The 22,706-nt window shown below is 66.0% G+C and carries 21 protein-coding genes and 1 tRNA gene; 6 read left to right on the forward strand and 16 right to left on the reverse strand.

Annotation, left to right across the window (positions count from 1 at the left end):
- Positions 1-19: 19 nt before the first annotated feature.
- Together LK540_RS06830 and LK540_RS06835 are read right to left on the reverse strand one after the other, a co-directional pair.
- Positions 20-376 (reverse strand): YraN family protein, encoded by a 357-nt coding sequence (locus LK540_RS06830; RefSeq protein ID WP_229436344.1) that lies wholly within the window; start codon positions 374-376, stop codon positions 20-22.
- 1 nt (position 377) lies between these two features.
- Positions 378-1,643, reverse strand: a complete 1,266-nt coding sequence (locus tag LK540_RS06835; protein WP_229436345.1) for a penicillin-binding protein activator — start codon at positions 1,641-1,643, stop codon at positions 378-380.
- A 12-nt stretch (positions 1,644-1,655) separates the two neighbouring features.
- Between LK540_RS06835 and rsmI the strand changes: the two genes are divergently transcribed.
- Positions 1,656-2,561, forward strand: coding sequence for a 16S rRNA (cytidine(1402)-2'-O)-methyltransferase (gene rsmI, locus LK540_RS06840; protein WP_229436347.1), 906 nt, complete (start codon positions 1,656-1,658; stop codon positions 2,559-2,561).
- Between the two features lie 83 nt (positions 2,562-2,644).
- Here rsmI and LK540_RS06845 read toward each other — a convergent pair whose 3' ends face one another.
- On the reverse strand, positions 2,645-3,241 hold the full coding sequence (locus tag LK540_RS06845; protein WP_229436349.1) for a hypothetical protein: 597 nt from the start codon (positions 3,239-3,241) through the stop codon (positions 2,645-2,647).
- A 125-nt stretch (positions 3,242-3,366) separates the two neighbouring features.
- Here LK540_RS06845 and LK540_RS06850 point away from each other — a divergent pair.
- Positions 3,367-3,443 (forward strand) — tRNA-Pro (locus LK540_RS06850).
- Between the two features lie 124 nt (positions 3,444-3,567).
- On the opposite strand, the gene LK540_RS06855 is transcribed toward LK540_RS06850, so the two are convergent.
- The 13 genes from LK540_RS06855 to LK540_RS06915 all read right to left on the reverse strand — a co-directional run bounded on the left by LK540_RS06855 (position 3,568) and on the right by LK540_RS06915 (position 18,308).
- Positions 3,568-4,479, reverse strand: coding sequence for a hydroxymethylglutaryl-CoA lyase (locus LK540_RS06855; protein WP_229436351.1), 912 nt, complete (start codon positions 4,477-4,479; stop codon positions 3,568-3,570).
- A 1-nt stretch (position 4,480) separates the two neighbouring features.
- The gene (locus LK540_RS06860) at positions 4,481-5,422 is read right to left on the reverse strand and encodes a glyoxylate/hydroxypyruvate reductase A (protein WP_229436352.1); all 942 of its coding nucleotides are present in this window, start codon (positions 5,420-5,422) and stop codon (positions 4,481-4,483) included.
- Position 5,423: 1 nt separating this feature from the next.
- Positions 5,424-7,466 carry an acetyl/propionyl/methylcrotonyl-CoA carboxylase subunit alpha gene (locus LK540_RS06865; RefSeq protein WP_229436354.1) on the reverse strand — a complete coding sequence of 681 codons (2,043 nt, stop codon included), beginning with the start codon at positions 7,464-7,466 and terminating at the stop codon, positions 5,424-5,426.
- A gap of 60 nt (positions 7,467-7,526) precedes the next feature.
- Positions 7,527-8,564, reverse strand: a complete 1,038-nt coding sequence (bioB, locus tag LK540_RS06870) for a biotin synthase BioB (protein ID WP_229436355.1) — start codon at positions 8,562-8,564, stop codon at positions 7,527-7,529.
- A gap of 34 nt (positions 8,565-8,598) precedes the next feature.
- On the reverse strand, positions 8,599-9,381 hold the full coding sequence (bioD, locus tag LK540_RS06875) for a dethiobiotin synthase (RefSeq protein ID WP_374041337.1): 783 nt from the start codon (positions 9,379-9,381) through the stop codon (positions 8,599-8,601).
- Positions 9,382-9,425: 44 nt separating this feature from the next.
- On the reverse strand, positions 9,426-10,619 hold the full coding sequence (bioF, locus tag LK540_RS06880; protein ID WP_229436583.1) for an 8-amino-7-oxononanoate synthase: 1,194 nt from the start codon (positions 10,617-10,619) through the stop codon (positions 9,426-9,428).
- A 2-nt stretch (positions 10,620-10,621) separates the two neighbouring features.
- On the reverse strand, positions 10,622-11,962 hold the full coding sequence (bioA, locus tag LK540_RS06885; RefSeq protein WP_229436357.1) for an adenosylmethionine--8-amino-7-oxononanoate transaminase: 1,341 nt from the start codon (positions 11,960-11,962) through the stop codon (positions 10,622-10,624).
- A gap of 18 nt (positions 11,963-11,980) precedes the next feature.
- Positions 11,981-12,766, reverse strand: a complete 786-nt coding sequence (locus tag LK540_RS06890; protein ID WP_229436358.1) for an enoyl-CoA hydratase/isomerase family protein — start codon at positions 12,764-12,766, stop codon at positions 11,981-11,983.
- Between the two features lie 12 nt (positions 12,767-12,778).
- Entirely contained in the window at positions 12,779-14,386 is a 1,608-nt protein-coding gene (locus LK540_RS06895; RefSeq protein WP_229436360.1) for a carboxyl transferase domain-containing protein, read from the reverse strand.
- A 15-nt stretch (positions 14,387-14,401) separates the two neighbouring features.
- Positions 14,402-14,884: a YchJ family protein gene (locus LK540_RS06900; RefSeq protein WP_229436361.1), complete on the reverse strand. Its 483-nt coding sequence runs from the start codon at positions 14,882-14,884 to the stop codon at positions 14,402-14,404.
- A gap of 139 nt (positions 14,885-15,023) precedes the next feature.
- A complete protein-coding gene (locus LK540_RS06905) occupies positions 15,024-15,587 on the reverse strand; it encodes a YdeI family protein (RefSeq protein ID WP_229436362.1) in 564 nt (187 codons plus the stop codon).
- Positions 15,588-15,644: 57 nt separating this feature from the next.
- A complete protein-coding gene (locus LK540_RS06910) occupies positions 15,645-16,880 on the reverse strand; it encodes a D-amino acid dehydrogenase (RefSeq protein ID WP_229436363.1) in 1,236 nt (411 codons plus the stop codon).
- Positions 16,881-17,012: 132 nt separating this feature from the next.
- Entirely contained in the window at positions 17,013-18,308 is a 1,296-nt protein-coding gene (locus LK540_RS06915; protein ID WP_229436364.1) for a serine hydrolase, read from the reverse strand.
- Between the two features lie 156 nt (positions 18,309-18,464).
- On the opposite strand from LK540_RS06915, the gene LK540_RS06920 reads away from it, so the two are divergent.
- The 4 genes from LK540_RS06920 to LK540_RS06935 all read left to right on the forward strand — a co-directional run bounded on the left by LK540_RS06920 (position 18,465) and on the right by LK540_RS06935 (position 22,699).
- The gene (locus LK540_RS06920) at positions 18,465-19,208 is read left to right on the forward strand and encodes a GntR family transcriptional regulator (RefSeq protein ID WP_229436365.1); all 744 of its coding nucleotides are present in this window, start codon (positions 18,465-18,467) and stop codon (positions 19,206-19,208) included.
- Positions 19,209-19,267: 59 nt separating this feature from the next.
- The gene (locus tag LK540_RS06925; protein WP_267498694.1) at positions 19,268-20,197 is read left to right on the forward strand and encodes an N-acetylmuramic acid 6-phosphate etherase; all 930 of its coding nucleotides are present in this window, start codon (positions 19,268-19,270) and stop codon (positions 20,195-20,197) included.
- 62 nt (positions 20,198-20,259) lie between these two features.
- On the forward strand, positions 20,260-21,525 hold the full coding sequence (locus LK540_RS06930) for an MFS transporter (RefSeq protein WP_229436367.1): 1,266 nt from the start codon (positions 20,260-20,262) through the stop codon (positions 21,523-21,525).
- Positions 21,526-21,544: 19 nt separating this feature from the next.
- The gene (locus LK540_RS06935; protein WP_229436369.1) at positions 21,545-22,699 is read left to right on the forward strand and encodes an acyltransferase family protein; all 1,155 of its coding nucleotides are present in this window, start codon (positions 21,545-21,547) and stop codon (positions 22,697-22,699) included.
- Positions 22,700-22,706 lie beyond the last annotated feature (7 nt).

Raw genomic sequence — 22,706 nt, forward strand, 5'->3', positions numbered from 1 at the left:
GCTTACATTTCATGCAGGCTTAAGCTTCGATGGCATTGCGCAGCCATGCGAGATTGTCGCCATCGATGGCGATCACGTCGAAGCGGCAGGGAGGCACACGGGGAAAGCGGAGCAGATACACCTGGGCGGCGCGCACCAGGCGGCGGATCTTGGCGGGGGTGATGCTGGCGGCGGCGCCGCCATGTTTGCTGTCGGCACGCTGGCGCACTTCGACGAAGACGATAGTGTCGCCGTCCTGCATGATCAAATCGATCTCGCCGCCCTTGCAGGTGAAATTGGCCTCGATAAAGGCGAGGCCCTGGCGTTTCAGATAGCGCAGCGCCGTTTGCTCCCAGTCGCGGCCCTGGGACTGCTTTGGGGAAAGGCGCGTCGGCATATCATGGCCTGGTTGCCACCGCTTCGAAACCGAGGCCGTCGCGGTAGACGGCGGCTGCTTCCTGGCGCTTGACGGCATATGCGCCATTGTTCATGCGCACCGACAGGCGGCCGGTGACGCCGTCGAGCTCGAAACCGCTGCCCGGATGCTGGGCCACTTCGCGCGCCACGCGGAAGGCGTCGATGCCGAGCGCGTACAGGCGCTGCATGTCGAGGGTGTCGGCATCCACCGGACGCGGATACACCATCACTTGCGGATGTTCGGGCTGGATGGTCCAGGGCAAGTCGAGCATGCGCACGCCGTCGAGTTCCGGCCAGCCGGCGCCCGCAGTGCGGCCCGGATTCGCGGCCGACACGCCATAGGTCGGCAGCGAGGTGCCGATCGCGCTGCGCACCTGGCGCAATTGATTGGCGTCGAGTGCGGCGAAGACCAGGTCGGGGCGGTCGATTTCCAGGCGCTTGCGCAAATCGGCCAGGGCGTTCGCATCGACGTAGCCGTCGAGCACCGGCAAATCGACCGTGGCATTGTTGCGGCCCAGGCGCGCCCAGTGCGAGGTAAAGGCGCCGACCACGCGCTGCTGCCAGGCGGCGCTGCCGCCCAGCACCAGGACGCGGCCGCCCGGCTGTTCCTGGGCGGCCCAATCGGCCACCTGGCGTGCTTCTTCTTCCAGCGACAGGCCGATCACCAGCATCTGCGCCGGCAGCGGGCGGTCGATCTGCGGATGGTTCAGGGCCACGGTTGGTTTCGTGACGACATTGCTGGACGCCACGGCGGCAACGGCGGAGCGGGCCAGCGGGCCGACCACGATGTCGTTCTGTTCGGCGGCGCGGGCATAGGCGCGCAGCGTGTCTTCGGCCGAGTCGCCGCTGGGGACGACCTGGACCTCGATGCCGGCGCCGTCGCGCTCGTGGCCGGCCATGAAGCCGGCGCGCACCGACTCGGCGGCCTTGCCCAGCGCATTCGATTCGAGCGGCAGCAGCAGGGCCACGCGCGCCCGTGCGCCGGGCGCGGCGGCCTGGGCGCCATCTTCGCGCGGGTACAGCTCGATCGGTATCGTGCGGGTTTCCGAGCGCGGCGCAGGGGCGGGTTCGGCAGGGGGCGCAGGGCGTGGCGCACTTGTGTTTGGCTCTGCGGGCGCGCACAATCCGCCCGGTACGCCGCATCCCAGATCGGGTGGCAGGGGCGTGCTGGCGCAGCCGGCCACCATGGCGGCGGCAGCGGCTGCAGTGGCAATCACGCGCAGGCCTTTCAGATAATTCACGAGCATCGTATCTCCAACATGACCGACAACCAGTCCATCGACATTGCCAAACTGCCAGTAATGGCCGAGGCAGCTCAGCAGTCCTATCCTACCGCAACGCTGTACGTCGTGGCCACCCCGATCGGTAATGCAACCGACATCACCCTGCGCGCATTGCACCTGCTGGCGCTGGCAGACGTGGTCGCCTGTGAGGATACGCGCAAAACCGGCGCACTGCTCACCCGTTACGGCTTGAACAAGCAGATGGTCGCCGCGCACCAGCACAACGAGCGCGAAGCGGCCGATAAATTGATCGCAAGATTGCAGGCCGGCGAGCGTGTGGCGCTAGTCTCGGATGCCGGCACGCCGGCCGTCTCCGACCCGGGCGCGCGCATCGTCGACGCCGTGCGCGAGGCCGGGCTGCGCGTGCTGCCGTTGCCGGGTGCGTCGGCGTCGGTTACGGCACTGTCGGCCAGCGGGCTGGTGAATGACCGTTTCAACTTCGTCGGCTTCCTGCCGGCCAAGGCCAAGCAGCGCGAAGCGGCCCTGCAGGAACTGGTGCGCGAGCCGGCCACGCTGGTGATCTACGAGGCGCCGCACCGCATCGTCGATTGCGTGGAAGGTTTATTGGCCGTGTTCGAGCCGACCCGCCAGGTGGTGTTTGCGCGCGAGCTGACCAAGCTGTTCGAGGAAGTGCACCGCTGCCCCTTGAGCGAGGCGCTGGCCTGGGTGAAGGCCGACCAGCACCGCGAGCGCGGCGAATTCGTGGTGCTGGTCGAAGGCGCGACGCTGGAAACCGATGCGGCCGACGCCGAAGCCGAGCGTATCCTGCAGATCCTGCTGACCGAATGCTCGGTGAAGCAGGCGGCGAACCTGGCCGCGCAGATTACCGGGCGCAAGAAGAATGCGCTATATGAGCGCGCCTTGCAGATCAAGGGCGAATAGGCGTTCGCTTGCCGTGAGGCTGTGCGCACGCTTGCCGAACGCATGCGCCGCCCACGCGTTCAACGACTATCTGCGCAGCGGCATCACCACTTGCAACCGCTGTCCTTCTTGTCCGCCAGAAGGAAGAGCGGCGCCAGCAAGCCGCCCGGCAAGCCATCCTTGCAATTGCGCCGTTTCGCCGCGCCGATCATGCGTGCCGCCTTGGTTTCGGATTCCAGCGGTTTCTCGGGGAACTGGCCGACGGCGGTGCCCTCCTTTGCCGGATCGCGCATGTTGGCCAGGGAACGGGCGCTGCGCTTGGCGGCGTCGAGGTCGAAACGCGGCGTCTCCGTTGGCGCCGCCGGCGTCTGCGGCTGTTCGACAACGAAGGGATCGGGTTCCGCAGCCTTGCCGGTGTCGGGCGGGACGGCGATGACGGGCCGTGGCGCAGCCGGTTTCTTCACGCGTGCGGGCCGCTCGGCCCTGGGCACTGGTGCAGGCGGTAGGGGTGGCGCCAGGGTCTCGACGCGCGGCGGTGGCGGGGGCGGCTGGATCCGTACTGCGATCGAACGTGGCGGCTCGGGCAAGTCGTCGGGACGGCCTGCGCTGCGCCACATCGTCAACAGCGCCGTGTGTACCAGGATCGACAAGACAACCCCGAAGCCCACGCGCTGCATGCGGCGGCTGTCCTCGGCGGACATTGCTTCGAATCCTGTCAGTGCCACATTCACCATCCCTGCTCCTGTTGCGCGAAAAACCGGAAAGATCATCTATTTTCCCACATCAACTTGACCGAAAGCCTGGGGACCGGTATTATTGATGTCTTCGGAGTGTAGCGCAGCCCGGTAGCGCATCTGGTTTGGGACCAGAGGGTCCAAGGTTCGAATCCTTGTACTCCGACCAGTATTAAGAAAGAAGCCGACAGCGAAAGTTGTCGGCTTTTTTCGTTTACGTGCCTGTTTTTTGGCGATGTTATTCGTAAGGTAGACGGCCATGCCGTCCACCTTACGATGACGTTTCGATCAGTTCAACCCGCCCGCTTCGCCAGCAAGGCATTCCCGACACGGCTCGCGCCCTTGCGCCCCAGCTGCTGCGAAATGAATTGCCCCGCATCGACCACCTGGTCGAGGTCGATCCCGGTCTCGATGCCCAGGCCATTGAGCATATAGACCACATCTTCGGTCGCCACGTTCCCGGTCGCGCCTTTCGCATACGGGCAGCCGCCGAGGCCCGATACCGAGGAATGGAAAATCTGCACGCCCACTTCCAGGCTGGCGTAAATGTTGGCCAGCGCCTGGCCATAGGTGTCGTGGAAGTGCCCGCTCAGCTGCTGCAACGGGAATTCGCGGCTTGCCGCCAGCATCACTTCCTGGGTCTTGCGCGGCGTCGAGACGCCGATGGTGTCGGCAATGTCGATCTCATCGCAGCCGAGGTCGCGCATGCGGCGCACCACGTCGGCCACGGCATCGAGTGGCACCTCGCCCTGGTAAGGGCAACCAAACGCGGTGCTGATGCTGCCGCGCAGGCGGATGCCGTTCGCCTTGGCGGCTTTCGCCACCGGTTCGAAGCGCGCGATCGATTCGGCGATCGAGCAATTGATGTTCTTTTGCGAGAAGGCTTCCGAGGCCGAGCCGAAGATCACGACTTCATCGGCTTTCGCCGCCAGCGCCGCTTCGAAGCCCTGCATGTTCGGCGTCAGCGCCGAATAGATCGTGCCCGGCAGGCGCGTGATGCGCGCCATCACCTCGGTGCTGGTCGCCATCTGCGGCACCCACTTCGGCGACACGAAGGAAGCCGCCTCCACGTTGGCGAAACCGGCGCGCGACAGGCGGTCGACCAGCTCGATCTTGACCTCGGCGCTGATGGTTTCCTTCTCGTTCTGCAGGCCGTCGCGTGGACCGACTTCGACGATCTTGACCTTCTTTGGTAGCGTATTCATGTCAGTATCCCAGTTGGCGGTCGACGATGTCCGCGACCGGTTGATCCGCCTCGAAGGCGGAAATTTTATCGATGATCTGGCGCACGGCGTCCTCGCGCACGGTGAGCGCGGAGATGTGCGGCGTGATCGTGATGCGCGGCTCTTCCCAGAACGGGTGCGGGGCCGGCAGCGGTTCGTTGCGGAACACGTCGAGCGTGGCGCCGGCGATGTGGCCGGAGCGAATCAGCGTCAGCAGGTCCGGCTCGGCCACCTGGGCGCCGCGTGCGACGTTGATCAGATAGGCGCCCTTGGGCAGCGTGGCCAGGCGCCGGCGGTCCAGCAAATTATTCGTCTCCGCCGTGAGCGGCAGCAGCGACACCAGCACCCGCGTGCCGCTTAAAAATTCATCGAGCGACGCCATGCCGGCGAAGCATTCCACGCCCGGCAAGTCCTTGGCCGTGCGGCTCCAGCCGCGCACCGGAAAGCCGAAGCCGCGCATGGTCTCCACTACGCGCAGGCCCAGCTTGCCGAGGCCCATGACGCCGATCGTGAAGTCCTTTTTCTCGTGCGCCGGCAGCGGCGCCCACAATCCGTGGCGCGCCTGCTCCTCGTACTCGTCGAAGCGGCGGAAGTAGCGCAGCGTCGCATATGCCACGTATTCCGCCATCTGCACCGCCATACCGGCGTCGCCCAGACGCACCAGCGGTACGTCGGGCAGCGCCTCGCCGAACTTCAGCACCGCATCGGCGCCGGCGCCCATCAGGAAGATGGCTTTGACTTGTGCAAGCTGCGGCAGCAGGCCAGCGGCCGGGTTCCACAGCACCGCATAGTCGCAGGCGGGCAGCGTTTCGCCTTCACGCCAACTGAGGGTCTCGACGCCGGGCAGCAGGCGTGCGAAATCCTCGGCCCAGGGCCCGGTCTGGCCATCACCCCGGTACAGCAGGATGCGTACAGCGGACGTCATATTACGCAGCCTTGAAAGCCAGCAGCGGCGCGCCGTCCGCCACCTGGTCGCCGACCGCGTACAGCACTTCTTCCACCAGGCCATCCGACGGCGCGGCGATGGTGTGCTCCATCTTCATCGCTTCCATGATGACCAGCGGCTCGCCCTTCTTCACTTCCTGGCCGGCGTCGACCATCACGGCCACCACCTTGCCCGGCATCGGCGCGGTCAGGCGCCCGCCCGCTGCTTCCGCCTCGCCGGCGTGGGCCATCGGGTCCTGGTAAGACAGCGTGTGGTGCTCGCCGTTCGTGAACACGTGGAACAGCTCGCCATCGCGGCGCACATTTCCGTGCATCGATTGTTCGCCCAGGCGAATCGAATAGGCCGCGTCTTCGTGCGCCAGCAGCGTCAAGGCCTGCTTGTTGCCCTCGATGTCGAGCTCCCAGCCTTGCGGGTGGTACACCAGGCCGACGTTGTAGGCGCCGCCTTCCTGGCCGGCCGCATGCTCGTCGGTGAACGACAGGAAGCGGCGGTAATCGCCGTTCAGGCGCCAGCCCTGGGCCTGGCCCCACGGGTCGGCCGCAACGCGCGAGGCGCCGCGCGATTGATTCTTTTCTGCTTCGGTCAGCGCCACCGCCGCCAGCGCCAGTGCGCCAGCCGGCGCTGCTTTCGAGGCCGGGAACAGCGACTCCTGGTTACGCTCGATCAGGCCGGTGTCCAGATCGGCCGTCGAGAAGGCCTGGCCTTCGACCAGGCGCTTCAGGAAGGCGATGTTGGTTGCCAGCCCGACGATCTGGAATTCGCTCAGCGCCTGCGACAGGCGCGCCAGCGCCTGCGTGCGGTCCGCGCCCCAGACGATCAGCTTGGCGATCATCGGATCGTAGAAAGGGGAAATGGCATCGCCCTCGCGCACGCCGGAATCGATGCGCACCGCAGCCGGCTCCACGCCCGCCGTGCCGCCCAGCTCGAAGCTGACGGCGCCAGGGGTATCCATGTGGCGCAGCGTGCCGATCGACGGCAGGAAGCCCTTCTCCGGGTTCTCGGCATAGATGCGCGCCTCGATGGCGTGGCCGTGGATGCCCAGTTCGTGTTGTTGCTTGGGCAGCGGCTGGCCGGACGCCACGCGCAACTGCCATTCCACCAGGTCGGTCCCGGTGATCATTTCCGTCACCGGGTGCTCCACCTGCAGGCGGGTGTTCATCTCCATGAAGTAGAACGAGCCGTCCTGGTTGGCGATGAATTCGACGGTGCCGGCGCCGACGTAGTTCACCGCGCGCGCCGCGGCCACTGCCGCTTCGCCCATGGCAGCGCGGCGTTTCAGCGTCATGCCCGGCGCCGGTGCTTCTTCCAGCACCTTCTGGTGGCGGCGCTGCACCGAGCAGTCGCGCTCGTGCAGGTAGACGCAGTTGCCCAGCTTATCCGCAAACACCTGGATTTCGATGTGACGCGGACGCGTCAGGTATTTCTCGACCAGCACCTTGTCGTCGCCGAAAGAGCTGATCGCTTCGCGCTTGCAGGAGCCGAGGGCGGCGACGAAGTCTTCGCTGCGCTCGACCACGCGCATGCCCTTGCCGCCGCCGCCGGCGCTGGCTTTCAGCAGCACCGGGTAGCCGATGCGGTCGGCCTGCTCGCGCAGGAATTCCGGGTCCTGGTTCTCGCCGTGGTAGCCCGGCACCAGCGGCACGTTCGCGCCTTCCATCAGCTGTTTCGCGGCCGACTTCGAGCCCATGGCGCGCATCGAGGAGCCCGGCGGGCCGATGAAGACCAGGCCGGCCGCCTCGACGGCCTCGGCGAATTCCGCGTTCTCCGACAGGAAGCCGTAGCCCGGGTGGATGGCCTGGGCGCCGGTGGCCAGCGCGACCTCGATGATCTTCGATCCGCGCAGGTAGCTTTCCTTGGCCGGCGCCGGCCCGATCAACACCGCCTCATCGCAGACCGCCACGTGTTTCGATCCGGCGTCCGCTTCGGAATACACGGCGACGGTGCGGATGCCCATGCGGCGCGCGGTGGCGGCGACACGGCAGGCGATTTCGCCACGGTTGGCGATGAGGATCTTGGTGAACATGCGTTTGTCTCGCTTTATATATTCTTGATGTTGATCGGGGTTAGCGCAGGCCGAAGCGGCTTAGCAGCCGCAGGCTTCCTTCGGCGCCGACTCCAGCGTGGCCGAGCGCGTTTTCAGGCCCAGCTTGGCCAGCAGCGCGCGGTCGTCTTCGGCTTCCGGGTTGCCGGTGGTGAGCAGCTTGTCGCCGTAGAAGATGGAGTTGGCGCCGGCCATGAAGCACATCGCCTGCACCGCTTCGCCGAGCTGGCGGCGGCCAGCGGAGAGGCGCACGCGCGCTTCCGGCATGATGATGCGGGCGACCGCGATGGTGCGCACGAATTCCAGCGGGTCGAGCGGGTCGAGGCCGTGCAGCGGAGTGCCTTCGACCTGCACCAGGTGGTTCACCGGCACCGATTCCGGATACGGGTTCAGGTTGGCCAGCTGGGCCAGCAGGCCGGCACGCTGTTCGCGCGTTTCGCCCATGCCGACGATGCCGCCGCAGCAGACCTTCAGGCCGGCGTTGCGCACGCGGCCCAGCGTATCCAGGCGGTCCTGGTATTCGCGGGTCGAGATGACGTTGTTGTAGAAGTCCGGGGCGGTGTCGATGTTGTGGTTATAGAAGTCGAGGCCGGCCTTTTTCAGCTGTTCGGCCTGGCCTTCTTCCAGCATGCCGAGGGTGGCGCAGGTTTCCATGCCCAGCGCTTTTACCTCGCGCACCATCTCTTCCACTTTGTCCATGTCGCGCTCTTTCGGGCTGCGCCAGGCGGCGCCCATGCAGAAGCGGGTGGCGCCGTTGGCTTTCGCCTGGCGGGCGGCGTCGAGCACGGTGTCGATGTCGAGGATCTTCTTGGCTTCGACGCCGGTGTCGTAGCGCGCGGCCTGCGGGCAGTAGCCGCAGTCTTCCTCGCAGCCGCCGGTCTTGATCGACAGGAGCGTGGCCAGTTCGACGTCGCCGTCGGGGAAGTGGGCGCGGTGCGCCTGCTGGGCGCGGAACATCAGGTCGTTGAACGGCAGTTCGAACAGGGCCAGGACGTCGGCCAGCGGCCAGGTGGCGTCGGGACGCTCCTTGATGGCGGCGGTTGGGCGATGCAGGGCGACGGTGTTGGTTGGTGCGTTCATGGTGTTTCCTTAATGTGGTGCTTTGTTTCGATATTCAAGCGCGCGGCGACCGCCAGCCAGGCAGTCCCGTGAGATCGATGTAGTGGGCCGCGTTGGCGGCAGTGGGTTCTTCCAGGCGCGGCACGACGCCGAGCAGCGGCGCGGGGATGCGCGCCTCGAGCGCTTCGACATTCTCGTCGAAGAAGCGCATGTCCGGGTCCGCCGTGTTGGCGACCCAGCCGTCGAGCACCAGCCCGCGCGCGACGATGGCTTCCACCGTCAGCAGGGCGTGGCTGATGCAGCCCAGGCGCATGCCGACCACCAGGATCACCGGCAAGTTCAGCTGGGCGGCCAGCTCGGCGCTGTCGAAGGTGTCGTTGAAGGGCACGCGGAAACCGCCCACGCCCTCGACCACGACGGCGTCGGACGCGGCCAGGATTTCGGTGTAGGCGGCCAGGATCGGCACCGCCTCGATGGTCACGCCTTCGAGCGCGGCGGCGATGTGCGGCGCCGCCGGTTCGCGCAGCATGAAGGGCGTGGTGATGTTCCGGGGCAGGTGCACGTTGCCGGCGGCGATCAGCATGTCGGCGTCGTCGTTGTGCAGCTCGCCGTCACGCAGCTCGGCGCCGGCGGCAACCGGCTTCATGCCGCAGGCGCGCTGGCCGCTTTCCACCAGCTTGTGCAGGATCGCGGCGGAGACCAGGGTCTTGCCGATCTCGGTGTCGGTGCCGGTGACGAAGCAGGCGAAGCGCGAAGGAATGCCTTCGGCGGCCAGGGCTTCCGACACGGCAGGCGCCGGTGCATCGGCGGGTTTCGGTTGCGCCAGCACCGGCGCGATGGCGGTTTCGACCGCCGGTTCCTGCGGTTCGTTCAGGTTGCGGCTCACATCGCCTCCAGTTGGTTGATGGCCTGCGCCAGTTGCGTGACCTGTTCGGGAGTATGCGCGGCAGACAGCGTGATGCGCAGGCGCGCCGTGTTCGCCGGCACCGTGGGTGGACGGATCGCCGGCACCCACAGGCCCTGCGCATGCAGGCTGGCCGCCACGCGCAAGGCTTCGTCATTCGCGCCGATCACGATCGGCTGGATTGCCGTGTGCGAGACCGGACGCTGCCAGCGGGTCAGCGTCAGCTCGTCGTCCAGCTGCGCGATCAGCGCCGCCAGGTGCGCACGCAGGCTTGCACCCTCCTCGCCTTCGATGATGTCGAGGCTGGTGAGCAGTGCATGGGCGATGGCTGGCGGCGAGGCCGTGGTGTAGATGTAGGACCGCGCGCGCTGGATCATCAGTTCGATCACGCTCGCATGCGCGGCGATGAAGGCGCCCGAGACGCCGGCCGCCTTGCCCAGCGTGCCGACGTAGACCAGGTTCGGCGAGCGCAGCGCGAAGTGTTCCAATGCACCGCGGCCGTGCGCGCCGAGTGCGCCGAAGCCGTGGGCATCGTCGACCACCAGCCAGGCGCCGTGGCGCTCGCACAGGGCCAGGAGTTCGGGCAGCGGCGCCAGGTCGCCATCCATGCTGAAGACGCTGTCGGTGACGACGATCTTCGTGCAGGTGCTAGTACATGCGCTGCTCGCTTCCAGCTGGGTTGCCAGTGCCGCCACGTCGTCATGCGGATAGACGCTCACATTCGCGCGTGCCAGGCGGGCGCCGTCGATCAGCGAGGCGTGGTTCAGCGCTTCCGAGAAGATCATCGCGTCCGGTTCCGCGCCGAGCGCGGTCAGTACGGCGAGATTGGCCATGTAGCCGGTGCTGAAATACAGGGCGCGTGCATCGACCAGGTTCGGCGCCACGAAGGCGGCGAGGCGCTCTTCCAGCAGCGCATGCGCGCGGCTATGCCCGCTGATCAGGTGCGAGGCGCCGCTGCCGGCGCCGTACAGGCTCGCGCCTTCGCGTAGCGCTTCCACCACGCGTGGATGCGCGGCCAGTCCCAGGTAGTCGTTGCTGCAAAAGGCCAGCATGGAACGGCCATCGACAAGCTGCTGCGGCGCGCAGGCGGATTCTGCGATACGGCGCCGGCGCGTCAGGCTCTGCGCTTCCAGCGCCGCCAGCTTGCCCTGGACCTTGTCGATCAGGTCCATGTTCACGACCCGATCACCGACTCGAACACGCTCTGCGTGCGGATCGCAAGGAGCTCGATGTCCTCGTCGCTCAAGACATACGGCGGCATCATGTAGACGGTACGGCCGATCGGGCGCAGCAGCAGTTCCTTTTCGGTGGCCTCGGTGAAGAAGCGGCGCGAGAAGGTCGAGGCGCGCGCCGCATCCGGCTCGATGGCGTCGAACGCGAAGATCATGCCGCGCTGGCGGAAGTGGCGCACGCGTTCGTGCTCGGCCAGTGGCGCCAGCGCCACGGTCAGCTTGGTTGCCAGCTCGCGGTTGCGGTTCAACACGTCATCTTCCTGGAAGATCTGCAGCGTCGCCAGCGCGGCGCGGCAGGCCAGCGCGTTGCCGGTGTACGAGTGCGAGTGCAGGAAGCCGCGTGTGATGTCTTCGCTGTAGAAGGCTTGATAAATCTCGTCGGTGCACAGCACCAGCGACAGCGGCAGGTAGCCGCCGCTGATGCCTTTCGACAGGCACAGGAAGTCCGGCCAGATCGCCGCCTGCTCGCAGGCGAAGAAGGTGCCGGTACGGCCGCAGCCAACCGCGATCTCGTCGGCGATCAGGTGCACGTGGTGGCGGTCGCACAGCTCGCGCAGCAGTTCCAGGTAGAGCGGGTCGTACATCGCCATGCCGGTGGCGCATTGCACCAGCGGCTCGACGATGATGGCGGCGATCTTGTCGCCGCGTTCCTCGAACAGTTTTTCCACGTCCTTCAGCGCGCGGCGCGCTACGTCCTGCGACGATTCACCATCAGTCGCATTGCGCGCATCGGGCGAGGCCACCACGTGCGAAGCGCGCAGTAGCGGGCCGTAGGCATCCTTGAACAGCGGGACGTCGGTGACGGACAGGGCGCCGATGGTCTCGCCGTGGTAGCTGCCCTGCAGGCAGACGAATTCCTGCTTGGCCGGATAGCCGGCGTTGCGCCAGGTATGAAAACTCATCTTCATCGCGATCTCGACCGCCGACGCGCCGTCGGACGCATAAAAGGCGTGGCCGAGCGCGTGGCCGGTGAGCGCGGCCAGTTGTTCCGACAGTTCGATCACCGGCTCGTGGGTGAAGCCGGCCAGCATCGCGTGCTCGAGCTTATCGAGCTGGTCTTTCAATGCCGCGTTGATGCGCGGGTTCGCGTGCCCGAACAAATTCACCCACCAGGAGCTGATGCCGTCCAGGTAGCGTTTGCCCTCGTGGTCGTACAGCCACGGACCCTTGCCGTGGCTGACCGCGATCAGCGGCACTTCCTCGTGGTGCTGCATTTGCGTGCAGGGGTGCCACACGCTGCGCAGGCTGCGTGCGATCCAGTCGGACGATGTTTGATGCTTCAAAATGAATCCAATACTTCTCTAGTTCAGCCATGACGGCTTGCGCTTCTCCAGGAAGGAAGAAACGCCTTCGCGTCCCTCGTCCGAAGCGCGGATGGCCGCGATGCGCTGGGCGGTGTCCAGCACCATCGCCTCGTCGGCCGGCTTGCCGACGACTTCGCGCACCAGCTTCTTCGCTTCCACCACGGCGTGCGGGCTGTTCGAGACCAGCGACTTGACGATGCCGGCCACGGTCGTGTCCAGCGCCTCCATAGTCACGACTTCGTGGGCAAAGCCCATGCGTGCGGCCGCGGCGGCGTCGAAACGCTCGGCGGTGATGAAGTAACGGCGCGCGGCCTGCTCGCCCATCGCCTTGATGACGTAGGGCGAAATCGTCGCCGGGATCAGGCCCAGCTTCACTTCGGACAGGCAGAAGTTTACTCCTTCGGCAGCCACCACGATGTCGCAGGCCGCAACCAGGCCCATGCCGCCGGCGTAGCAGTCGCCCTGGACCTTGGCCACGGTCGGCTTCGGGCACAGGTAAATCGTGCGCAGCATGTCGGCCAGGCGCGCCGCATCAAGCTCGTTCTCGCTGTGCGAGTAGCCGGCCATCTTCTTCATCCAGTTCAGGTCCGCGCCGGCGCAGAAAGCCGGGCCGTTCGCGGCCAGGACGATGGCGCGCACCAGTTCGTTGCGGCCGAGTTCATCGAAGGCGAGCGCCAGTTCGGCAATCGCTTGCTCGTTGAAGGCATTGCGCAGCTCGGGGCGGTTCAGGGTGACGGTGGCGACCTTGTCGGCAATCGCGATGCTCAGGGTTTGGTAGTCCATGTTCTTGTTCCTTTACATGCGGAAGACGCCGAACTTCGTTTCTTCGATCGGCGCGTTCAATGCCGCCGACAGGCCCAGGCCCAATACCATGCGGGTATCGGCCGGATCGATCACGCCGTCGTCCCACAGGCGCGCCGACGCGTAATACGGGTGGCCCTGGTGCTCGTACTGGTCCTTGATCGGTTGCTTGAAGCTAGCTTCTTCCTCAGTAGACCACTGGCCGCCCTTGGCTTCGATACCGTCGCGCTTGACGGTGGCGAGTACGGATGCTGCCTGGTCGCCGCCCATCACGGAAATGCGCGCGTTCGGCCACATCCACAGGAAGCGCGGCGAGAAGGCGCGGCCGCACATGCCGTAGTTACCGGCCCCAAAACTGCCGCCGATGATGACCGTGAACTTTGGCACCGAGGCGGTGGCGACAGCGGTGACCATCTTGGCGCCGTTGCGCGCGATGCCTTCGTTTTCGTACTTGCGGCCGACCATGAAGCCGGTGATGTTTTGCAGGAACACCAGCGGAATCTTGCGCTGGCAGCACAGTTCGATGAAGTGGGTGCCCTTCAGCGCCGACTCCGAGAACAAAATGCCGTTGTTCGCGATGATGCCGACTTTTACCCCGTAGATGTGGGCGAAGCCGCAGACCAGGGTGGTGCCGTAGCGCGCCTTGAATTCGTCGAACTCGCTGCCGTCGACCACGCGCGCGATCACTTCGCGCACGTCGAAGGGCTTGCGGGTGTCCACGGGAATCACGCCGTACAGTTCCTGCGGCGCGTACTTCGGCTCCACGACTTCGCGCGTCGCGCCCTGCACCGGTTTCACCCGGTTCAGGTTCGAGACGATGGTGCGCGCCAGCGACAGCGCATGCAGATCGTTCTGGGCCAGGTGGTCGACCACGCCCGACAAGCGGGTGTGGACGTCGCCGCCGCCCAGGTCTTCGGCGCTCACCACTTCGCCGGTGGCCGCTTTCACCAGCGGCGGGCCGCCCAGGAAGATGGTGCCCTGTTCCTTGACGATGATGGATTCGTCGCTCATGGCCGGTACGTAGGCGCCGCCGGCGGTGCAGGAACCCATCACGACCGCGATCTGCGGAATGCCTTTCGCGGACAAATTCGCCTGGTTGTAGAAGATGCGGCCGAAGTGGTCGCGGTCGGGGAAGACGTCGTCCTGGTTCGGCAAATTGGCGCCGCCCGAGTCGACCAGGTAGATGCACGGCAGCTGGTTTTGCTCGGCGATCTCCTGGGCGCGCAGGTGTTTTTTGACCGTCATCGGGTAATAGGTGCCGCCCTTGACGGTGGCGTCGTTACAGACGATCACGACTTCCTGGCCGGCGACGCGGCCGATGCCGGTGATGATGCCGGCCGCTGGCGCCGCGCCGTCATACATTTCGTAGGCGGCCAGCTGGGAAAACTCGAGGAAAGGCGTGCCCGGATCGAGCAGCATCTGCACGCGGTCGCGCGGCAGCAGTTTGCCGCGTGCGACGTGCTTGGCGCGCGCCGCTTCGCCGCCGCCTTCGGCAATTGCCGCCACCTTGGCACGCAGGTCGTCGACGATGGTTTGCATGGCGGCGGCATTCGCCTTGAAGTCGTCACCGCGCGGGTTGAGTTTGCTCTCGATATGGGGCATTGCCGTCTCTCTTAATTATTCGGGAAAGGTGCCGTCCAGGTAGAACCAGCGCGGCGTGCCGCCGATGGCCGGATCGGGCTCGCGCAGGAAGCGGCTGGTTTCGTGCAGCCGGTGTGCGCGGCCACCCACCTTGAAGCGGGCGACGAATTCGACCGTATCACGATCCGGACTGCTATCTGGATGACCCGGTAATTCTGCTTTACGTTGACGTAAACGTAAAGCAGATTTTATCTCCAGGCCGAGCCAGCGCAGGTGCTCGTCTTTATCGAGAATGGCGTCCTGCGGCCGGGTGCTCGGGTGCCAGGTGGCGCGCAGGTAATCCTCGTTGCGCTGGGTGTAGGCGGTGTAGCGCGAGCGCATCAGGGCTTCGGCCGTGGGCGGCAAGCTGTCGCCAGCAATGTAGGGGCCGCAGCAGGCGGCAAGCGAAGGACCGCCGCAGGGGCAGGTTCCAGGCGATTTTTTCGAAGTAGACATGCGCGGATTATCCGCGATTTCCATGGAGCGGCGCACTCGGCGTGGCTGCGGGGCCGATGACCGGACAAACAAATGTTTGTCCTACAAACAAATGTTTATGGCCCAAACAAATGTTGGTGCGGCAGCACATGCCTGGCCGGATATCCTGGCTGACTGGGCAGCTTCAGGGCAGGCGCACGCCGGCGGCGCAGGCCTGCACCAGCTTCGCCAGGCGCGCCGCCCGGGTTTCCGGCTTCTTCGCCGTGGTAATCCAGTGCAGCACCGTTTTGCGGTAGCCCGGCGGCAGCTTCTCGAAATAGGCCCAGGCCGTGGCGTCGCGCCGGAATGCCTGCAGTTCGGATTCGGCCAGTTCGGCCGCCTGCGCCTGCTCGTGCGAATAGATGCCGGACTTCGCTTCGGTACGCAGTGCAAAGGCACGCTCGCCTTCAGGCCGCATTCGGCCGGCGGCGCGCAATGCGTCCATCTTCGCGATGTTCACCGCGCTCCAGATCGAGCCCGGCCTGCGCGGCGTGAATCGGATCGAATAGGCCGTATCGTCGATGCGCCGGCGCTGGCCGTCGATCCAGCCGAAGCACAGCGCCTCGTCGACCGACTCCGGCCAGGACATGCTGGGCTGCCCGCTGCCGACTTTGTGGAAGCCGACCAGCAGTTCGCTCGCCGAATCGGCGTGCATTTCCAGCCAGCCGCGAAATGCGGCGGGGGTAGCAAAGAAAACGGGTTCGGTCATGGGCGATCGGCTCGGCTTGGCGATCCGGACATTCTACTGCCGAGCAGCCCAGGAAAATCAGCGCCGCAGCGCCAGCATCTCCAGCGCGAACGGCGGCGCCTTCCCCTGCATCAGGCTGGTGAGCAGTTGGGCAGTGCCAGCCGCGAAGGTAAACCCGAGCGGCCCGTGCCCGACGTTCAGCCATAAATTGGCCAACGGCGTGGCGCCGACGATGGGCGCGCTGTTCGGCGTGGCCGGGCGCAAGCCGGCCCAGGCAGTCACCTGGCTGTAGTCGGCCGCGTGCGGCATGGTTTCTTGCACCTGGCGCGTCAGGCTGCCCACGCGTTTCGGGTCCAGCGTCAGGTCTTCGCCGACCATGTCGACCATCGCCGCCACGCGCAGCTTGTTGCCGATGCGCGCGTACAGCACCTTGCGTTCGAAATCGGTCACGCTGATCTGGGGGCCGGTGTCGGTGGGGCGGATCGGTGCGGTCAGGCTATAGCCCTTGAGCGGATACAGGGGCAGCCTGATGCCGGCGTACTCGGCCAGCGCGCGGCTCTGGATGCCGGCCGCCAGCACATAGGCGTCGGCGCCGAGCGCACCGATGCTGGTGTCCAGGCCGGTCACGCGCCCGCCGGCAACGGCCAGGCCGCGCACCTCGGCATGGACGAAGCCGGCGAAGCGCGGATGCGCGCGTACGCGTTCGGCCAGGGCCACGCAAAAGGCATAACAGTCGGCCACCGCTTCGCCGGCGTTGTAGATGCCGCCGGCCAGCAGGCTGCGCGCCGCCGCCAGCGAGGGTTCGCGCGCGGCGCATTCGGCGCCTGTCCAGATCTCGCCGGCGGTGGCCTTGCCGGCGGCCTGCTCGAAGATCTTCGAGGAGCGGTAGACCACCAGCTTGCCGGCGTCGCGCCAGTCGAATTCGTCGGGAGAAATGATGGCGCCGAGCTGCTGCATGCCGGTGCGCGACAGCTCGCCCAGTTCCAGCAGCTTGGCGGTGGTGCGGCGGTTCGCGGCGGCCGTGCACTGGCCGAGGAAACTGGCCAGCCAGGTCCATTGGCGCAGGACGGTCTCAGGCTTGAAGCGCAGCGGGCCGTGTTCCTGGAACAGCCATTGGATAGCCTTCAGCGGCACGCCGGCGTCGGCCAGCGGCGACACGTAACGGTAGCTCAGCTGGCCGCCATTGCCATGGCTGGCGCCGCTCGCCACGTCGGACGCGCGGTCGACCAGGGTCACCTTGTAGCCGGCCTCGAGCAGCCACCAGGCCGAGGTCAGGCCGACGACACCGCCGCCGATGACAATTACTTGTTGCATCCCGCCACACTTTTATTTGCTGACATAAGGGAAGAGCTTAGGCGCTCGGCCCGGTTCCAAGCCAATGAAAGTGACAAGCCACGCCATAACCGGCAGTCATGCATCCCATGCAAGATGCATGTGCTCCCTGTCTCAGCTGGCGACGGCATGCTGAAACATGCTCGTAAGAATGTTCTCCTCGAAGCTGGCGAGTGCCGAGTAGCGTCCCTTGCGCGTACCCGGGTCGCTTGAGGTGCCGCCCACCAGCACCACCAGGCCATTGCGGCGCTTGCGGTCGAACGCGAATACCGAGCGCAAGCCGTAGGCGTCGCCCAGGTGGCCGACGGCGTCAAAGCCTTCCACCAGGCGCATGCCCGGCTGGTCCGGGAACTGGGCATTGCCCAGGCCCCAGGCATTGAAGAAGCCGTTCATGGTGTCGCCATTGCTGCCGTTCGCGGTCCATTGGCGCGCAAAAATGCGTTCCAGCGTCGCGGCTTGCAGGATGCGCTTACGTTCGTGGACGCCGCCGTCCATCAGCATGCGCATGACCACGCCCAGGCCGCGCGCCGAGATGCGCAGGCCGCCGGTCGGGCTGAAGGGCGTGGCGTTCTCGCCGGTCACATAGTTGGCGAGGCCGGGCGGCGGCGCTGGCGGACGCACATCGTCGGCCTGGGCGATCCAGGGGCCGTCCGCATTCCACACTTCGGTATCGATCGTGCGCTTGCGGTACAGGGTGGCAAGGTTGGCCAGCGCCGCGGGCGGCAGCTCGGCCGGGTTGTAGCCGGCGTCCAGGCCCAGCGGACCGAGCAGCAGGCGCCGCATCAGGCGGTCGAAGCGTTCGCCCGTGGCGCGCTCCATCATGGTGCCGATGAGGCCCCAGCCGAGGTTGCAATAGGTGAACCAGTCGCCGGGGCCGGCCTGCTTCGCATACGTGGCGGGTGCCCCTGGCACCAGGACGCTGCGCAGCGAGGTGCCGGCCGGGAAGGAATAGCCGGCCTCGTCGCGCAGCGAGGAAGTGTGCGTCAGCAGGTGGCGCAGGGTGATGGCGCGCCCCGGGAAGTGCGGATTGCGCAGCGTGAAGCCGAGGTAGGCGGACACGTCGGCATCGAGCTCGAACTTGCCTGCTTCCACCAGCCGCATCAGGCCGAGCGTGGTCATCAGCTTCGAGACCGAGGCGATGCGGTACAGGGTATCCGGCGTCGCCGGCAGGTCCGCCATAGCGCCATTACCGATCCTGCGCCGGCCAAAGGCGCCTTCGTACGCCAGCTCCCCGCCGCGGATCGCCAGCGCCGACAGGCTGGCCAGCTCGCAGGCCGGGTCCGCGGCGATGGCCGCCAGCGCCCGGTCCAACCCTGCTTGCGATGAGCCGCCGCCCGGCGCTGCCGCCCACACGGGTTCGAGCGCGCCCAACAAGGCCCATCCCAATACCGTTCGCCTGCCCTGGTTCATGCCTGTCCTTTCCAAGTAGTGGTTCGAGCATAGGCAGCGATTGCCCCGCTCGCCAATGAAATGCCGTGGCTGCATCATAAGTTTTCGCTATGGCGCTTGCGCACAACTCGACAAATTTCGCCGCTGCGAGCGCGGCGCTGGCTTACACTTGAACGCATGAACCAGCCTTTCAACGACTTCAGGATCGACCTGAACGACAATTCTCCCCTGTACATGCAGCTGGCGCGCAAGCTCATGCAGGACGTGCGCGAAGGCCGCTACCAGGCCGACCAGGCCCTGCCGTCGGAGCGCACCCTGTCGGAAACGCTCGACGTCTCGCGCGTGACCGCGCGCAAGGCCATCGACCAATTGGTCGAGCAGGGCCTGGTGGTGCGCCGCCGCGGCTCGGGCAACTATATCGCGCCGCGCATCGAGCAGCCGCTGTCGAACCTGTCCAGTTTCTCCGAGCAATTGCAGCAGCGCGGCTACACGCCGAACTCGCACTGGCTGAAGCGCGAGGTGGTGGCGGCCGACGCCGACGAGCAGCTGGCCCTGGGCCTGTCGCCGGGCGCCCGCGTGGCGCGCCTGGAGCGCCTGCGCCTGGCCGACGAGGTGGTGATGGCCTACGAAACCAGCGTGATCCCGGCCTCGGTGCTGCCGCAGCCGCAGGAAGTGTCGCACTCGCTGTACGCCCACCTCGAGCGCGGCGGCCAGGTGCCGGTACGCGCCTTGCAGCACATCCGCGCCATGAATGCGCCGAAGGAACTGGCCGAGCGCCTGGGCGTGCCGGAGGGCCAGGCGGTGCTGTTCATTACCCGCGTCGGCTACCTGGAATCGGGCGTCGCCGTCGAGCTGACCCATTCGTATTGCCGCAGCGATTATTACGATTTCGTGGCCGAACTGCGGCGCGCGCCCAATTGATGGCCGCATAACTTTTCGGAATGATGACGGCCTTTCCTTTCATGGGAGGGCGTCCGTAATTGGTATTACACTGGTTTTATCGACAATCCCGCCAAACGGCCGCGACCATGCTCAAGACCGAAACACCCGCCCTGGACCATGCCCAGCTCGACCAGTATCCGACCACGGAGCTGGTGAATGCGCTGGTCGATGACCAGCTGAACGCGGTGAACGCGGTGCGTGCCGCCGCGCCGCGCCTGGCCGCCGCCGTCACCGCCGCCGTGCCGCGCATGGAAGCGGGCGGACGCCTGATCTATGTGGGCGCCGGTACTTCAGGCCGCCTGGGCCTGCTCGACAGCGTGGAACTGTATCCCACCTTCTCCTGGCCGCATGGCCGCGCCGTGGCCCTGTTGGCCGGCGGCAGCGACGCCATGTTCGTGGCGGTCGAAGGCGCCGAGGACGATATCGTCCAGGGCGCGGCCGATCTGCAGTCGGTGAACGTGATGGCGAACGATGTCGTGCTCCTGATCGCCGCATCCGGCGCCACGCCCTACGTGCTGGGCGCCCTGCGCGCCGCGCGTGCGGCCGGGGCCCTGACGATCGGCTTTGCCAACAATACCGATGCGCCGGTTGCCCTCGAGGCCGAGATCGGCATCACCCTCGACACCGGCGCCGAGATCATTTCCGGCAGCACGCGCCTGAAAGCCGGCACCTCGCAAAAGATTGCCCTGAACAGTTTTTCGAGTGCCTTGATGGTGCGTTTGAACAAGGTTTACGGGAACCTGATGGTAGACTTGAAGGCTACCAACGCCAAGCTGGTACGCCGCGCCATCCGCCTGACCTCGTTCGCCACCGGCGCCGATGAAGAGGCCGCGCGCGCCGTGCTGGAACAGTGCGATTTCCACGTCAAGACCGCCATCGTGGCCTTGTCCAAACAAACTGGTGTCGAGGAAGCACGCGCCGCCCTGGACGCGGCGCGCGGCAGCGTGCGGCAAGCCCTGGCCGGGTAAGAGCAGGCCGGCGCGAGCGTTGCCGGGCACAGCGGTTCTCTTCACCCGATCACGAAAGAGTTATGCAAACTTCGCAAGCGAAAAGTCCGTGGCTGTGGGTGCCCTCGCTGTATTTTGCCCAGGCTATTCCCTACGTGGTGGCGATGTATTTGTCGGTCATCATGTACAAGGACATGGGGATCTCGAACACCGACATCGCCTTCTACACCAGCCTGCTCTACCTGCCCTGGGTCATCAAGCCGCTGTGGTCGCCCGTGGTCGACATGTTCGGCACCAAGCGCGGCTGGACGGTATGCCTGCAACTGGTGATTGCCGCCTCGCTGGTGGCGGTGGGTGCGGTGCTGCATTTGCCGGCGTTCTTCAGCGTCAGCCTGGCCGTGATGTGGCTGATGGCTTTCAGCTCGGCCACCCACGACATTTCCGCCGACGGCTTCTACATGCTGGGCCTGCGCCAGAAGGATCAGGCCGCGTTTGTTGGCGTGCGCAGCACCTTCTATCGCCTGGCGACGCTGGCCGGGCAAGGCCCGCTGGTGGTGCTGGCCGGCTACCTGGCGGTGTCGCTGGGCGATGCGCATCAGGCCTGGTCGATCGTGCTGTTCGTGCTGGCGGGCTTCTTTGCGCTGGCCTTTGCCTGGCACCAGATGGTGCTGCCGCGCCCGAAGGAAGACCACGCCGTGGCGCGCGGCGCCAATCCTCTGCGCGAATTCTTCGGCACCTTTGGCGCCTTCTTCGGCAAGCGCGATATCTGGCTGATCCTCGGTTTTATTTTGACCTTCCGCCTGGGCGAGTCGCAATTGCTCAAACTCGTGGCGCCCTTCCTGAAAGACCCGATCGAACAGGGCGGGCTGGGCTTGACGACGGCCGAGTACGGCATCGCCTACGGCACCATCGGCATCATCTTCCTGACCATCGGCGGACTGGCCGGCGGCTACCTCATCTCGCGCCTGGGCCTGAAGCGTTGCCTGTGGCTGATGGTGTTTGCGGTGCACTTGCCCGACCTGGTGTTCGTGTATCTGTCGCAGGCGCAGCCGACCAACTTCTACCTGATCTCGGCCTTCCTGGCCGTGGAGCAGTTCGGCTACGGCTTCGGCTTCACGGCCATGATGCTGTACATGATCATGGTGGCCGAGGGCGAGCACAAGACGGCGCACTACGCGATCTGCACCGGCTTCATGGCGCTGGGCATGATGGTGCCGGGCATGTGGAGCGGCGCCCTGCAGGAATTCCTGGGGTATAAAAACTTCTTCATCTGGACCTGTTTGGCCACGATCCCGGCTTTCATCATGGCGGCATTGGTGAAAATCGATCCGGAGTTCGGCAAGAAGTGATAACGAAAGCGTCGACTCCATGAGCGGCCAGGGTGACATGACGCCTGGCCGCCTCGATGCGCTCGACGCCTTCCGTGGCTTCACCATCGCCGCCATGGTGCTGGTGAACAATCCCGGCGACTGGGGCAACTTGTACTCCCAGCTGGCACACGCCAAGTGGCACGGCTGGACCTTCACCGACACCATCTTCCCCTTCTTCCTGTTCATCGGCGGCGTGGCCATGGCCCTGTCGCTGGGCCGCCTGGCCGCCGCTGGCGCCGACAAGCCGCAACTGCTGCTGAAGCTCGCCAGGCGCGCCTGCCTGATCTTCCTGATCGGCTTCCTGCTGAACTTCATTCCCCGCTTCGATCTCGATACCGTGCGCATCCCCGGCGTGCTGCAGCGCATCGCGCTGTGCACCCTGCTGGCCGCGCCCATCGTGGTGTATTGCGGCTGGCGCATGCAGCTGGCCATCATCGCTTTCCTGCTGACCCTGTACAGCGCGCTGATGCTGTTCTATCCCGTGCCCGGCATCGGTGCCGGCGTGCTGGAACCGGGCCAGGACTTCGGCGCTTACGTCGACCGCATGCTGCTCGACGGCCACATGTGGGTGCAATCCAAAACCTGGGACCCGGAAGGCTTGTTCAGCACCCTGCCCGCCCTGTGCAGCCAGCTGTTCGGCGTGCTGGCCGGGCGCTTCCTGCTGACGAAGCTCGACCGCACCGAGCAAATCGTCTGGATGCTGCTGGCCGGTCTGCTGTTCGTGTGGCTGGGCGTGGTGCTCGACGCCATCCTCATGCCGATCAACAAAAGCCTGTGGACGCCGTCCTACTGTTTCCTGATGACGGGCTGGGCTTTGTTACTATTCTGCGCCTTCTTCTGGCTGCTCGACGCCAACCCCTACCGCGCACTGCGCGAGGCGGCGGCGCGCTGGGCCAGGCCGTTCAAGATCTACGGCATGAATGCGCTGTTCATTTTCGCCTTGTCCGGCCTGCTGGCCAAGATGCTCGGCTTCATCAAGCTGACGGCGGCCGATGGCGGCGCGGTGTCGCTCGGCCGGGCTCTGTATGCGCCGCTGCGCGGCTTGCCGATCGGAGCGGTGAACAGCTCGCTGCTGCATGCGCTGCTGTTCAACGCCTGCATGTTCGCGGTGGCCTGGGTCATGTGGCGCCGGAAGTGGTTTGTCAAAGTATAGAACTCGA

The sequence above is a fragment of the Massilia sp. IC2-278 genome, from assembly GCF_020708045.1.
GTDB lineage: Bacteria > Pseudomonadota > Gammaproteobacteria > Burkholderiales > Burkholderiaceae_D > Telluria.